This is a genomic window from Allocatenococcus thiocycli (assembly GCF_921292965.1).
GTDB classification, from domain to species: domain Bacteria; phylum Pseudomonadota; class Gammaproteobacteria; order Enterobacterales; family Vibrionaceae; genus Vibrio; species Vibrio natriegens.
Genome location: NZ_CAKLCK010000008.1, coordinates 111161 through 124376, shown reverse-complemented (window position 1 = coordinate 124376; position 13216 = coordinate 111161). Strand labels below are relative to the sequence as shown.

Sequence of the window (13216 nt, the reverse complement as noted above, 5' to 3'; positions counted from 1 at the left end):
ATAGCCATCGATAAAAAGTCATGACAGATTCAAGAATGGTTTCAGCCAAAACATTATGTAGTCTAGCTGCGGTTGCACTCTATTTCGCGACCGTTGCTTCGATCAGTACCGGAGCCATGAACATCAGTTTATCTGACAGTTTGATGTCTCTTCTGCCGTTGGGAAATCACGATCTCCCTAATCATGTCACCATGATCATTCAACAGGTACGTTTACCTCGTACCTTATTGGCCATCGCGGTCGGGGGCATTTTAGCTATTAGTGGCGCGGTGATGCAGGGCTTATTCCGCAACCCGTTAGCCGATCCAGGCATTATCGGGGTATCTTCAGGTGCAGCTCTAGGCGCTGCGCTTGCAATTGTGGCCTTTGGTGACCTCGCCAGCCACTATCCAAACTTACTACTGTTCGGTACCGTACCTATGTTCGCCTGTATTGGTGGTGCCCTAACCACCTTCGCGGTTTACCGTTTAGGTACTGGCAGGAACGGTACCTCGGTGACTATGATGCTACTTTCTGGTGTCGCCATTTCAGCTTTAGCGGGCGCGGCTTTGGGTCTACTGAACTACTATGCTGACGACCAGGCACTAAGAGACCTGTCTCTGTGGACAATGGGCTCGCTGGCAGGAGCAAATCAAAAAGGCTTATGGCTTGCCTTTGTAACGCTCACCATTCTATTTATCGCCTACTACCGAGACGCTGATAAGCTTAATGCGATGTTATTAGGTGAAGCCGAAGCACGTCATATGGGCATTAATGTACAAGCACTAAAACGCCGCTTAATTGTTATGGCGGCATTTGGTGTGGGTGTGACGGTCGCATTGAGCGGGATGATTGGCTTTATAGGACTTATCGTTCCTCACTTAGCACGGATGATGATCGGGCCAAACTATCGCTCTCTGTTGCCGGTGACGCTATTTCTCGGTGCTCTGCTGTTGCTGATTTCTGATATATTGGCGAGAACGGTTGTGGCTCCTTTAGATATGCCAGTGGGTATTGTCACCGCTCTACTTGGTGCCCCCTTCTTTGTCTGGCTACTCATCAAACAAAAGGGGAGAATCTAATGCTGTCTCGTCTAGGTTTTAGTTTTTCATCAGCAACAGACAATAATGAGCCGATTCAATACTCAGGCCATAAGACCATAGAAATAGGCAACTTGTCTGTCACACTGGGTGATAAGAAGATACTTGATGACATTGACCTCACGTTAAATCGAGGTGAGTTCACCGTACTCCTTGGCCCGAATGGCACCGGAAAAAGTACCCTGCTCAACGCATTGACAGGCGAGATTAGCGCAAAAGGTGAATTTCGAATCTTTGGTCGAGACAGAGCACAGTGGCCTGCACCATTACTTGCAAAACATCTGGGTGTATTACCGCAAAGCAGCTCTCTTTCATTCAACTTTATGGCCAAAGAAGTGATTGAACTTGGCGGTATTGGCTTAACCATGTCTAACCGACAATTGGCAGATGTGGTGAGCAATCATATGCGTGTGACGGATGTAGATCACCTAGGTTCACGTTCCTACCCGACCTTATCTGGCGGAGAAAAACAACGCGTACATTTGGCTCGGGTACTGACTCAACTAGAGCAAAGTGGGGATAATAAAATTCTGTTACTTGATGAACCGACGTCCGCGTTAGATATTCATCACCAGCACACCACCCTAACGCTGGCTCGAGAGCTAGCTAATGAGGGGGCGACAGTTGTGGCGGTACTGCATGATCTCAACTTAGCTTCACAATATGCAGATAGAATTGTCATTCTTAACCAGGGAAAGATCGCCGCCGACGATATTCCAAGCAAGGCACTCAAACCTGAGATCATTGCAGCGGTGTACCATCACAAAGTGGATATCATTGCGCATCCAACTTACGGTCATCCGGTTGTTATCGCGTGTTAGGTAAGCCTAGATAGTAGTAATAACCACTTCAAAGCAAAAGGGCCACTCAAGGCCCTTTTCATATTTCCGATACACCACTAAATAAGTGGTAGAACAACGTTCACTTATGCTTTAACGGCACGAACCAATTCAGCAAGACCTTCCCAGTCTCCATCATCCATCAGTTTCGTTGGTACCATCCAGGTACCGCCACAAGCGATAACCGACTTAAGTGCAAGGTAATCTTCTACGTTAGAAGGGTTTACGCCACTAGATGGTTCTGCCGGGAAAACTTCAGAATGCGCAGACCAATTTCCATTGCTTACTCACCAAGCTTTGGATGTTCAGATCTCTATGGGCACCTTTCTAAATCAAAAGTGCCCCTTTGTCGTTTATAGTAAATACGCAACGGTAAACTACACTGACGACTTTTCAATACTTTTTCTCATGACTAGCCAGAACCCACTACATCGGGGTCAATATGATTTTTCCATGTAAGGTCGCTGATTTAGACTCGATTAGCTCGATAGCAGATTGAACTTGTTCCAATGGAATACAGCGTTCAACATCTAGTTGTATTTTATTGGTGATGAAATGGTCTAGCATCATCGCAAACTTTTCGCGCCTGACACCTTTACCAACCGAGTTCTCCCAGTAGCGTAAGAAAAATGTACTGAAGTCAATGTTCTGGTTCTTCGTGTACTCAAAGAAGCGAGGCTCATAAAACTCCAGAGAAAGCGTTCCATAGTTGATATACCGACCATTATCGTTGACGGTAAGAATCAGTTCAGTTCCTGCTTTGCCTCCAATGGCGTCGAATGCGATATTGGGGTTAGGCAAATCAAGTGTCTGTATTTGAGTTAGTAGGTCTGCTTTTGCATCTAGTACATGGTTTGAAGCGTATGGATAATTTTCAGGCTTCGAGGTTACGACAATGAGAGTGAACCCTAGCGATGTAGATAGCTGTGCAAAAATTTTACCTATTGCAGAACTTCCAGCGTTGATAATCAGTACATCTTCTTTCTTCAACTGAGCAATTTCGGTGGTTAAAACCCACGCTGTTAGCGCATTTATATACAACTGGCACGCATAGCCGTTGTCCAGATTCGGCGGAATGACAAAGAGGTTATCTGGTGATACATCTATATATTGCTGCCAAGTACCGCTGGTAGCCACGACAACTCTTTGCCCTACGATAAATTTTGCGTGGTTGGAGTCGATGATTTGCCCTACAGCTTCAAATCCGGGTACTCTGGGCGGCTGATGGCTATGCCTGTATTGACCTACACCATGAATAGACAACAAGTCGCTTGGATTAATATTAGTTGCTTCGATTTTTACTCTGATTTTATCTTCTTCAAGCGAATTCAAAGATACGTGTTCAATTGTCAATGAATCTTTCGGTTGACCGAAACAGAGCTGGTGAACTCTAGTGTTTGTAGTAGCGTTAGACATTAATAGGCTTTTGGTCGATAAATTCTTCAAGTATCAGATGTTATGCTGGCATTTTTATCATAAATGTCCAGCTTTATGCTGACTTTTCTTTGTCCCAAAGTTTGCTAGGTAAGAAAAAGCAACTGTTATGCATTTAGCAATTTTGTTCTATCTTCACTATCACTTGCTCTCTATACTTTCATTATGTTTCCACTAAATAGGTTGAGTCTGTAAGCATGCAAGAACAATTTAGCTATCAAAAAAGTGCGCACACTAAAGGATTGTGTTCATTTTCGGCAAAGATCAAAGACTTTAGCTACGGTAAACATGCCCACGAAGAGTTCAGTATCGGTGTGACATGCCGTGGCCGTCAGGACTTTTTTAGTAATGGAATTTTTCATAAAAGTCAGGCAGGAAACGTGATCTTGTTTAATCCAGAACAGGTTCATGATGGGCATGCTGGAGGTGGAAAAGATATGGAGTATGAAATGCTCTACATACCTGAATCGACAATGATGAGTTTGATGCAAAGCATAGGCAATGTATCTAAAGATCAGTCTCGATTGAAAGTATCATCCTTCCATGATGCGGTTTTGCAAAAACAGATCATTTCAATTGCACGCTCTATGAACTTAGAGCAGCCACTTTCTTCACTAGAAGAAGAGCACCTGTTACTCGGCATCGCTCATTCGATTGTTCGTCTTGGAGATGGCTCTTTTATTGATAAGGTAGCTTATGGGCGAACAGATAAACTATTGGAACAAGCTAAGGAGTTTATTCACTTCAACCTTAATCGAAAACTAGGTATTGAAGAGATTTCAAGCGCTGCCAATATGTCTAAATATCATTTCATTCGTTTGTTTAACAAACAGTTTGGCATGACGCCACACCAGTATGTACTTAGCTATAAAATCAATCGTGTAAAACGCGAGCTAGAGCTAGGTAATAGCGCTGCGGATATTGCATTTAAGTACGGGTTTTCAGATTTAAGTCACCTTAATCGTAACTTTAAGAATACGTTTGGTATCACGCCAACCCAATATCAAAAACAACTCTCGCTTTAGCTTAAACTAAAGCACCTACCAAAAGTTTAACTCTATGCTGGACATAATTATTTATGCTCTAGGGGTCATGTACACCCCAGGGCCAGTCAACGCTATCTGCTTAAACAGTGGCATACAGAAACAAAACTCAATATTTGGCTTTAGTCTCGGTGTCTCGATCGCCATGTTTGCATTATTCAGTGCTGTTTCGCTGATTGGTGAGACATTAATGAATGATGCTTTCTTACAATGGACAGCAATAATGGGTGCTATCTACATTCTTTGGTTGGCATACAAAATATTCGTAAGCCAAGTGGGTAAGGTTGAACTTAAACCAAGTCAAAGCATGAATCTGCGAGACGGTTTGATGCTTCAGCTACTTAATCCGAAAGGCATTGCGGTTGCATTGCCTATTGCAACGGTTCAGTTTCCATCAGCAGGTATTACGGACGGGTATATCTTTGTATGGTGCGCTATTTTGGCACTACTTGCGTTTGGTGCCCCTACTTTTTACTACATCGCTGGACGTCTTATTGGCAAAAAGATAAACGAAACTGGGTATTTAGTTGTAATGAATAAGCTAATGGCAGTGTTGTTACTGTTTGTTGGCTTAAAGATGGGTTTGCCTCCTGTCATTGATTGAGTGTACTGATTAGTAAGAGGGAATATGCAGTTTGATTCTAAATTTGTCATCGTGGTAGCAGATGATTTACCAGTATGGCAGAAGTTGAATGTTGTGAGCTTTCTATCTGGTGGGGTCACATCTACATCAATGGTAGAAACTGGAAAGCAATATGTGGATGGGAATGATAATACATATTTGCCACTTTGTATCCAGCCGACAATAGTACTTAAAGTCACAAGAAGTAAGTTATCGACTTTTGTCCAACGCGCTAATCGTGCAAACATAGAAACCGCAATATTCATCGAAGATATGTTCGCAACAGGTCATGATGAAGCTAATCGAAGCACCGTTCGTTTCTATGATACGGAAAGTTTACCCTTAGTCGGGATGGCTATGTGTGCAGAGAAAAAATTAGTGGATAAAGTTGTCAAAGGTGCGAAGCTTCACGATTAGAGTTGAAGTTGATTACACCTGTAATAACACCAATCTAAGATAACGAGTCAGAGAAAAGTCTGGCTCACTTTTGTCCAGAAACTTCACATTGGGCACACTTCACATTGGGCTCTTTCTCCTAAGTCTAATAGGCAAAGGAGGGAGTGGATTCCATACATCAAGCTAGACCTTTTACAAATGCATATCCTGTTAATGGGCTTTGCCATACTAAAAGTTATCCATGCTGAAAATACTATTAGCTGTGAATCTCCGTGATATATTACGGGGGACATTCCACCGAAACTTAAGGCTTAGCCATAAGTGGCATTACTACAAATGATCAATATTAGCCGTATGACCGTTATTCAGAAGATTTGCAATTTTGTTATAGATAGCTCTATCTGAGAAGGTTTCTCCGACATTTAGTCTGAATGTGTATCGTAGTCCATCTTCACTTAGGACTTCTTCAGCATTCCAGTCGAGAAGGTCCAACTAGGACAGTAGACCGACCTTGGATCCCATATCGCTCTTGGACTTGTTTGTAGGTCATTTCGCCTTTTTCTACTTGGTCAACAACCGTCAATTTAAAAGCAAGAGAATAATCTCGTTGGGTTCGTTTACTTGTTGATTTCATGACACTCTCCAATTTCATTTTGGAAATGTGTCAACCTTATTTAGGACGGTACAGTAATTTCTAAAAAAAGCTCCTAAAATGATAATATCGCCATACCCCTCCCCGGTTAAATATGACCCACTTTAAGAGCACACTACTAAGCGTTTCAAGCCTAAGCTTGAGATAGGCCAGAATGGAGTTAAACAGGCCTATCTAAGTAGTAAAATGGCAATTTTTATTGGTTACCACCAGGCCTCGACTTGCACACCGTAGTTGATGGTGTCGTTGCTCTTATTGTTGTCAAAAGAGTCACCTTCATTGTCCTTCAAATAAGTCGCAAAGAATCGGATTTCTGGACGAGCGAAGAAAGACTCTCCCGTTGAGATAGCATGTGCAATAGTGAATTTTGTACCACTAAACTTGTCTTCAGAGCCTGAATCCCAAGTTTTTTCTTGGTCAAAGTAGCCGACCTCTAACATAGTCTTGTTGTATGGCGACCAGTTGTAAGTTGGACGAGCTACAAATGAGAACAACTCTTCCTTATCTAACCAGTCACCATGATCTTTCACGTTACCGTAAGTTAGAACATGGTTTATCACGACATTTTCGCCTAAATTCAAATCACCAGTACTGATAAAACGGAACCCTTTTGCATCGCTGACGTCACCACTCCATATGTCATACCAGCCACCACCTTGTGAGATAGCGTTCTGTGCAAGTCCTTTATCCATATATTGGAGTACAAACTTGTTGTATCCCAATTCGAAACTCTGGCTAAGTTCAGCCGTTAACATTAAACCGTTATCGAAGTTTTCAGCGGCGTCTTCTTGCTCATCCGTTGGGTTAACCATTGCATAGTCAACACCGAATTCAGTCCAAGAGCCTTCCCATGGGCTAAAGCCAGCGTAACGTAAATCTAAGAAGTAAGTATTCAGATCTCCGTAACTCGTTTTGGTGCCAGTATCATCCCACTCGGCCAACTCATTATCAGCTCGGATAACCGCTGCTGATATCGCACCGGTATTTAACTTGATGTTTTCAATGCCCACACCGTAGCCAGAAATATTCCAGTACTTGGTATCTATAATGTGGATATCATGACGTTGATAAAAGCGTTTACCAGCCCAGATAACCGCATCAGGAGAAGCAGGGATATAGCCCTTAGCTTGAACATTTAACTGTTTAATTCCAAAGTTGGCACTGTCATCTTTACTATTTTCAGACTCTAGATTCCCGTCCGATGACATTTCAAACATACTTTCAAAGTACATTGAACGACCATCTGCATTGAATAACTCTTGGCCTAATCCAATTTCCGAATAAGTGTCAAACTCATTGCCCAAGCGACCCAATGTCGTTTTATAAAACTCATCTCCTCCTTTGGTACCGCCTCCATCAGCACTGGCTCCCAAACCAGCACGTACGTAACCATAGAAATCGACTGCTGAAACTTGAGTGGCGAATAAAGAACCTAAAATAGCGACTGTCAATGTTGCCTTTTTCATTTTAATTTCCTTTTGTATTACTTTTGAGTTATTGGCTGGGTAAATATCGTTATATACTTTGTTTAGGCAATACTTACCCGTAAGATGAATTTCATCTTATTTTTAAATATTGTTATTCACTGTCCGCCTAAATAATCAGGCGGGAGAGTTATTTATTATTTTTGATAACGATGACTTGGTAGGGTTTAAGTGTAATATTCACCTTAATATCGTCACCTGTATTTGCATTTATCCAAATCCCGTGCGGAACTTTCAAATCTCGCGGCTCATTAACAAAGTTCATAATGAACAAATAGCGAGACTGTTCGTCTTCACGAGTTGTCACTGACACTCCGTAAGGCACGTTTTCAATTGGCTTACGAATGCCATGTAAATTAGCAAGAGAAATGTAAAATAACTCGTTAAACTCTGTCTCTGTACGTGCGGCGATGTAGTAAGCACAACCTTTACCAAGCTGGTTCTTAGTAATGACCGGGCAAGCATCAAACAGATCCTCGCGGTAATAAGCCAGAGCTTCTGCCGTCTCTAAATGAATATGTTCCATTAAGTGCTTGGCCTTAAATTCACCACTGAAGCCAAAACCAGAGTGCGTTTCCATTTCAAACAATACGCGTTCATGGTCATAGAGTGAGTCAATCTCTTCAGCCCAAATACCTAATGTGCGGCGCAATGGGCTGCCTTCTCCACCAGGGAAGCCTCCCAGGAAGCACAGATCATTCTGATCAACGATGCCACTCCAATAAGTCGCGACTAACGTTCCGCCTTGCTCGACAAACGCTTCCAGACGCTCTGCTACGCCAGGTTTTATTAAGTACAGCATAGGCGCAACAATGATCTTATAAGGAGTAAAATCACATAGCTGCTCGATTATGTCGCAGCTAATGCCTTGCTGCCAAAAACCTCGATAATGGTCACACACGGTTTGCTCGTAGTGCATGCCTTCATTGCGAGGACCTGAAGCATCATCCATTGCCCAACGGTTTTCCCAATCAAAAATGATCGCCACTTCGGCCTGCGTACTCGTTCCCGCCACATCATTAATTTGTTTAAGATACTCACCGACGGCTGTCACTTCTCGACCAGTACGAGTATTTGCATGACCAACGTGGTCGATCACCGCACCATGGAACTTCTCAACAGATCCGCGGCTTTTTCGCCACTGGAAGTACTGAACAGAATCAGAGCCATGAGCCACTGCTTGCAATGACGAAAGCAGATGGACACCGTCTTTTTTGAGCTTAGTGATTGGCTGCCAGTTGGTTTGGCTTGGGGTTGATTCCATGAGTATAAATGGCTGCTTTTTCAGTGTGCGCATCAAATCATGGTACATCCCGGTATAGCAAGCGAGCGCAACTTCATCGCTGTCACGGTGCCAAAGCGGATAGCTATCCCAAGAAACAACATCAATTGACTTTGCCAATTCCCAATAGTTGTAGTCGTAAAAGTACTCCATGAAGTTTGCCGTCGTAGGCAGATCAGGATTAATCGACTTGAGCGGTGCAATCTCGTGCTCACAGAAGTTCGAGACGCGGTCAGTACAGAATCGTTTCCAATCTAACTTCAGTGCGTGAACGGAGTTCTCACCAACGGGAGATGGTGATTCAATTTGTTCCCAATTGGTGTAAGTATGACTCCAAAACGCACTCCACCACAGCTTATTGAGATTGTATAGGGAGCCGTATTTGTTTTTCAGCCACAAACGAAACTCTTCTTGGCAGTAATTACAGTGACAATCGCCTCCATATTCGTTTGAAACGTGCCAGCCTATCACCGCAGGATGTTGACTGTAACGTTCAGCCAATTTAGCGTTCATGATGCTTACTTTCTCACGGTAATTCGGTGAGCTGTAACAATGGTTATGACGTTCTCCATGCAGTTGTTTAACACGTGCGCTGTTAACTCGCAGGACGTCAGGGTATCGTTCAGACAACCAGGCAGGACGCGCACCACTCGGTGTCGCCAGGAATACAGAAATCCCATTTTCTGCCAAGTTATCCAGTACGTTATCGAGCCATTCAAACTGAAACTCGCCTTCAACAGGCTCAATAGCAGACCAACTGAAGATACCGACAGACATAACGTTGCAATTCGTCTGCTTCATCAGTTCAATATCTTTGGCTAAAATATCTGGTCTGTCTAACCATTGCTCAGGGTTGTAATCCGCTCCATGGAGCAAGCCTTTTATCTTGGGAATGATGTGTTTTTTATTGTTCATTATTGACCTTTAAATACTTTCAATGACGGTAGTGCGTTGCCTTCAAAATCAAACAGTGCTTGGTTCTCCCATGAGTTGCCCATGTCCCATTTGTCCCCGCTGTAGTCCATGCCAGCGCCCGTTGACCAGGTTGCCCCATCGATTGGTAACCATGCAGGTTCCCAGTAATAAATCCCCAGACCTTGTTCGTTAGGCAGTTCATTCAGCAGCGTCATGATGTCAGCCAGGTATTGCGCCTGGCCCTCGATTGACACACTGTACCCCTCAATCGGCCCCGCCTCGGAGTAGCTATTACCTAACGAATCACCATTTTCAGTGGTAAACGGGAAAGACGTTTCGACTAAGACGACAGGCTTGTTGTAGCGACTGATGACGTCATTCATATTGGCTTTTACTTTATCGATTGGACCGTGCCACCACGGATAGTAAGACATACCAATCACATCAAAATCTACGCCACGCTGGGTGATTTCATCAAACCACCAACGGAAAAGACCATTGTCACCCGCTTCAGCGAGGTGCAACATGATTTGAATGTCTTTACCACTGTCGTTGTCATGCACCGCTTGGATGCCGGTTTTTAAAAGAAGTGATAGGCGGTCGAACTCCTTACCATCTTGCCCCCAACTTTTACCCTCTGGCCAAAGCATACCGCCATTCAGTTCGTTACCAACTTGAACCATATCTGGCACAACACCCGCAGCTTGGTGTGCTTTCATCACCTCTGCTGTATAGTCGTAGACTTTCTGTGTTAGGTTCTCAAACGTAAGTTGCTCCCACTCTTTTGGCTTTTGTTGCTTTTTAGGGTCAGCCCAAAAGTCGCTGTAATGGATATCAAGCAGGAATGACATACCGTTTTCTTGAGCACGTTTACCAAGCTCAATGGAACGCTCTAACGTGTTATTACCGCCACCAAATACATCACCAGTGGCTGACATTGGGTCTACCCACAAACGTGCGCGAATAGAATTAACCCCACTATCTTTTAATATTTTAATCAGATCTTCTTCATTGCCATCTTGGTAATATTTCCCACCTAATTTTTCTATTTCAGGCAACATGGAGATATCCATACCACGTATAAAATCAGCTCTCAGTGTTGGAGCAGTTATAACAATATTATCTGCATCAGCATTAATATCAGAGTTATTATTATTTGAAGTATTTACAGATTGACAGCCAGCCAAAGCCACTGCCGCACTAATAAGTGCAACCTTAAATTTTGTATTCATATCTTTCTCTCTAGTATTAGCCTTTTGTACTACCTGCTGTTAAGCCAGATACAAAGTATTTTTGTAGTGATAGATAAAGAAGCGCTACAGGTATTGAAATAAGCACAGCACCCGCTGCATATGTGGTATAACTTGCCCCCATTTTTTCTACGACCAAATTATATAAACCGATAGGTAACGTATAATTTTCAGGCGTTCTTAGAATGGTTGTAGCGAGAATAAAATCGCCTAGAGGCCCCGTGAAAGAGAATAAGGCTACTACTGCAATAATTGGTTTTGAAATAGGCAGTATAATTTCCAAAAAAATACGGATATTACTCGCACCATCCATTTTTGCTGATTCATCCAGGTCTTTAGGTATCGCGTCCAAGTAACCTTTCATTAAATACGTGTTCATCGGGATCATGCCACCAACATAAACCAGTACTAATGCAAGATGGCTATTAATCAAGCCCAACATCTGCGCTAAGACAAATATCGCAATTAGGGCGGAGAATTGCGGGATCATCTGCAAAAGAAGGAACAGCATTAGACCATTTTTCCTGCCTTTAAAGCGAAAGCGTGAAAACGCATATGACGTACATGACACACTGATCAGCGTTAGCACCATGGTCAAAAAGCTGATTTTCAAACTATTCCAGAACCAGGTCAGGTAAGCTACTTTGTCATTAGCAAACAAAGTGGCATAGTGACTCAGAGTCGGGTTCTCAGGGAAAATGGACTCACCCATGATGCTATTACCTGGATAGAATGACGCACCAACCGTCCAAACTAACGGGTAAATAATGATCACTGCTACCAACAAAATCAGGCCGTAACTCAATGTCAATCGGATGCGATTACTACGTTTAATACTCATGTTGTTATCTCGCTTCTTCTTTGAATGACTTGGTCATACGGAATTGCCAAAGAGCAATGCCCACAACGAAAATCGACAGTAATAAAGTGATGGCAGAGGCAATACCGTATTGCGATGAAGACATCGTCAGTTTGTAAATCCATGACACCAAGATATCGGTGCCGCCCGCGTTACTACCAATGACAGCAGGCCCCCCATTGTTAAATAGATAAATAATATTGAAGTTGTTAAAGTTAAACGTGTATTGAGTAATCAAAATTGGAGCGATTGAGTACAGAACCAGCGGTAAAGTGATAGTTCTTAACTGCTGAAATTTGCTTGCACCGTCCATCGTCGCAGCTTCATAAAGATCGTTAGGGATCGCCTGTAGAACCCCCGTTGTCATGGCGAATACAAATGGGAAACCTAACCAGGTTTGGATCATGATGAGCGCGACTTTCGTCCAGAATGGGTCTGTCAGCCAAGCTTTAGGCTCAATACCGAAGAAGTCGAGAATCACGTTGTTGATGACACCAAAGCTGTCGTTAAACATCCCGGTAAAAATAAGGATGGTAACAAAGCCAGGTACCGCCCAAGGAAGGATAAAGATTGTACGGATCAGAGGCTTAAATTTAAGGTCTTTTTGGTTAACCAGAATCGCCAACAGAACCCCGACTGTGCATTGCAAAGTTGATGCAACTAATGTCCAAACGACTGTCCACTGCAACACATCGATAAAGGTGTTACGCCACAAGTTAATTTGGAAAATGTTGAAGAAGTTCTTCAATCCAACCCAGTCAACCAGCTTCGCAGGTGGTGAGTTGTACAGGTTGTAGTTGGTAAAACCAATCGCAAAACCAAAGATGATCGGAAACACAACAACAAAGACTAAAAGGATAAAACCCGGACTTATCATCAGATACGGGAAGCCAGCATTGATAACATTGCGATACTGAACACGCAGTGAGTTCAATGGACGGCCTTCATCAAGCCGTTGACCGTTTTTGTAGGCGTCATTAATGCTGAGTACATAAACCGCTAAACCAAATACCACCACTAGCGAAGCAATAATACCTTCTGCAAGTAGAAAAACTGAGTTGTCCTCTGGTAGGTTTTCGCCAAGTGTTACAAGACCCCACATACCGTGGGAAATAAAATCACGAGTTACTGTATAAAAACTTGTTAGCAGGATGAAGAACATCATGCCTTTTACAAACTGTCGGTTATAAAACTGGCCAAAGCCAGGAATTAGCGCAAGTAAGGAGGCAGTAAACCGTTGGGATCGATATAGCCCCGAGTTATGCTCAAAATGTTCACTCATGTCAGACATCACTTACAACTCCATTTCGGAAAACTTCTGGCGTCTGTCAGCCCCAGACGAGTAACTAGGGCCGACAATT

11 protein-coding genes and 2 pseudogenes are annotated in these 13216 nt (G+C 43.1%); 5 read left to right on the top strand and 8 right to left on the bottom strand.

The features are described from left to right. Window positions 1-20: 20 nt before the first annotated feature. Entirely contained in the window at window positions 21-1061 is a 1041-nt protein-coding gene (locus tag L9Q40_RS04495) for a FecCD family ABC transporter permease (RefSeq protein ID WP_420659324.1), read from the top strand. After that, window positions 1061-1900, top strand: coding sequence for a heme ABC transporter ATP-binding protein (locus L9Q40_RS04490; protein ID WP_498792276.1), 840 nt, complete (start codon window positions 1061-1063; stop codon window positions 1898-1900). The genes L9Q40_RS04495 and L9Q40_RS04490 overlap by 1 nt, the downstream gene beginning before the upstream one ends. A 104-nt stretch (window positions 1901-2004) precedes the next feature. On the opposite strand, the pseudogene L9Q40_RS04485 reads toward L9Q40_RS04490, so the two are convergent. Together L9Q40_RS04485 and L9Q40_RS04480 are read right to left on the bottom strand one after the other, a co-directional pair. Continuing rightward, window positions 2005-2201, bottom strand: a pseudogene (locus L9Q40_RS04485) (bifunctional 4-hydroxy-2-oxoglutarate aldolase/2-dehydro-3-deoxy-phosphogluconate aldolase); the annotation flags it as partial. Window positions 2202-2344: 143 nt separating this feature from the next. Further along, window positions 2345-3334: a zinc-dependent alcohol dehydrogenase family protein gene (locus L9Q40_RS04480; RefSeq protein ID WP_498792274.1), complete on the bottom strand. Its 990-nt coding sequence runs from the start codon at window positions 3332-3334 to the stop codon at window positions 2345-2347. A 215-nt stretch (window positions 3335-3549) separates the two neighbouring features. Between L9Q40_RS04480 and L9Q40_RS04475 the strand changes: the two genes are divergently transcribed. Genes L9Q40_RS04475 through L9Q40_RS04465 form a run of 3 tightly spaced genes read left to right on the top strand, consistent with a single transcriptional unit; the run spans window position 3550 to window position 5434 of the window. Further along, the gene (locus L9Q40_RS04475) at window positions 3550-4377 is read left to right on the top strand and encodes an AraC family transcriptional regulator (protein WP_498792272.1); all 828 of its coding nucleotides are present in this window, start codon (window positions 3550-3552) and stop codon (window positions 4375-4377) included. Between the two features lie 34 nt (window positions 4378-4411). Further along, complete coding sequence (locus tag L9Q40_RS04470; RefSeq protein WP_498792270.1) at window positions 4412-4999, top strand: LysE family translocator; 588 nt, start codon at window positions 4412-4414, stop codon at window positions 4997-4999. A gap of 24 nt (window positions 5000-5023) precedes the next feature. Beyond that, window positions 5024-5434: a DUF2000 family protein gene (locus L9Q40_RS04465; RefSeq protein WP_498792268.1), complete on the top strand. Its 411-nt coding sequence runs from the start codon at window positions 5024-5026 to the stop codon at window positions 5432-5434. 469 nt (window positions 5435-5903) lie between these two features. Here L9Q40_RS04465 and L9Q40_RS04460 read toward each other — a convergent pair. From L9Q40_RS04460 to L9Q40_RS04435, 6 genes and pseudogenes are all read right to left on the bottom strand, one after another. Continuing rightward, window positions 5904-6047: pseudogene (locus tag L9Q40_RS04460) on the bottom strand (IS3 family transposase); the annotation flags it as partial. Between the two features lie 221 nt (window positions 6048-6268). Then, window positions 6269-7531 carry a maltoporin gene (locus L9Q40_RS04455; protein ID WP_182023853.1) on the bottom strand — a complete coding sequence of 421 codons (1263 nt, stop codon included), beginning with the start codon at window positions 7529-7531 and terminating at the stop codon, window positions 6269-6271. A gap of 148 nt (window positions 7532-7679) precedes the next feature. Continuing rightward, window positions 7680-9746 carry a beta-galactosidase gene (locus L9Q40_RS04450; RefSeq protein ID WP_498792265.1) on the bottom strand — a complete coding sequence of 689 codons (2067 nt, stop codon included), beginning with the start codon at window positions 9744-9746 and terminating at the stop codon, window positions 7680-7682. Next, window positions 9746-10978: a glycoside hydrolase family 53 protein gene (locus tag L9Q40_RS04445; RefSeq protein WP_498792263.1), complete on the bottom strand. Its 1233-nt coding sequence runs from the start codon at window positions 10976-10978 to the stop codon at window positions 9746-9748. Before L9Q40_RS04445 ends, L9Q40_RS04450 begins: the two co-directional genes overlap by 1 nt. Before the next feature lie 16 nt (window positions 10979-10994). Then, window positions 10995-11837 carry a sugar ABC transporter permease gene (locus tag L9Q40_RS04440; protein ID WP_065301426.1) on the bottom strand — a complete coding sequence of 281 codons (843 nt, stop codon included), beginning with the start codon at window positions 11835-11837 and terminating at the stop codon, window positions 10995-10997. Between the two features lie 4 nt (window positions 11838-11841). Continuing rightward, window positions 11842-13146 (bottom strand): sugar ABC transporter permease, encoded by a 1305-nt coding sequence (locus L9Q40_RS04435; RefSeq protein WP_498792261.1) that lies wholly within the window; start codon window positions 13144-13146, stop codon window positions 11842-11844. Window positions 13147-13216: the final 70 nt, after the last annotated feature.

Excerpts from the sequence above, each read along its gene's own strand:
- L9Q40_RS04495 (WP_420659324.1), top strand. The coding sequence starts at position 21 with ATGACAGATTCAAGAATGGTTTCAGCCAAAACATTATGTAGTCTAGCT.
- L9Q40_RS04490 (WP_498792276.1), top strand. The coding sequence starts at position 1,061 with ATGCTGTCTCGTCTAGGTTTTAGTTTTTCATCAGCAACAGACAATAAT.
- L9Q40_RS04480 (WP_498792274.1), bottom strand. The coding sequence starts at position 3,334 with ATGTCTAACGCTACTACAAACACTAGAGTTCACCAGCTCTGTTTCGGT.
- L9Q40_RS04475 (WP_498792272.1), top strand. The coding sequence starts at position 3,550 with ATGCAAGAACAATTTAGCTATCAAAAAAGTGCGCACACTAAAGGATTG.
- L9Q40_RS04470 (WP_498792270.1), top strand. The coding sequence starts at position 4,412 with ATGCTGGACATAATTATTTATGCTCTAGGGGTCATGTACACCCCAGGG.
- L9Q40_RS04465 (WP_498792268.1), top strand. The coding sequence starts at position 5,024 with ATGCAGTTTGATTCTAAATTTGTCATCGTGGTAGCAGATGATTTACCA.
- L9Q40_RS04455 (WP_182023853.1), bottom strand. The coding sequence starts at position 7,531 with ATGAAAAAGGCAACATTGACAGTCGCTATTTTAGGTTCTTTATTCGCC.
- L9Q40_RS04450 (WP_498792265.1), bottom strand. The coding sequence starts at position 9,746 with ATGAACAATAAAAAACACATCATTCCCAAGATAAAAGGCTTGCTCCAT.
- L9Q40_RS04445 (WP_498792263.1), bottom strand. The coding sequence starts at position 10,978 with ATGAATACAAAATTTAAGGTTGCACTTATTAGTGCGGCAGTGGCTTTG.
- L9Q40_RS04440 (WP_065301426.1), bottom strand. The coding sequence starts at position 11,837 with ATGAGTATTAAACGTAGTAATCGCATCCGATTGACATTGAGTTACGGC.
- L9Q40_RS04435 (WP_498792261.1), bottom strand. The coding sequence starts at position 13,146 with ATGTCTGACATGAGTGAACATTTTGAGCATAACTCGGGGCTATATCGA.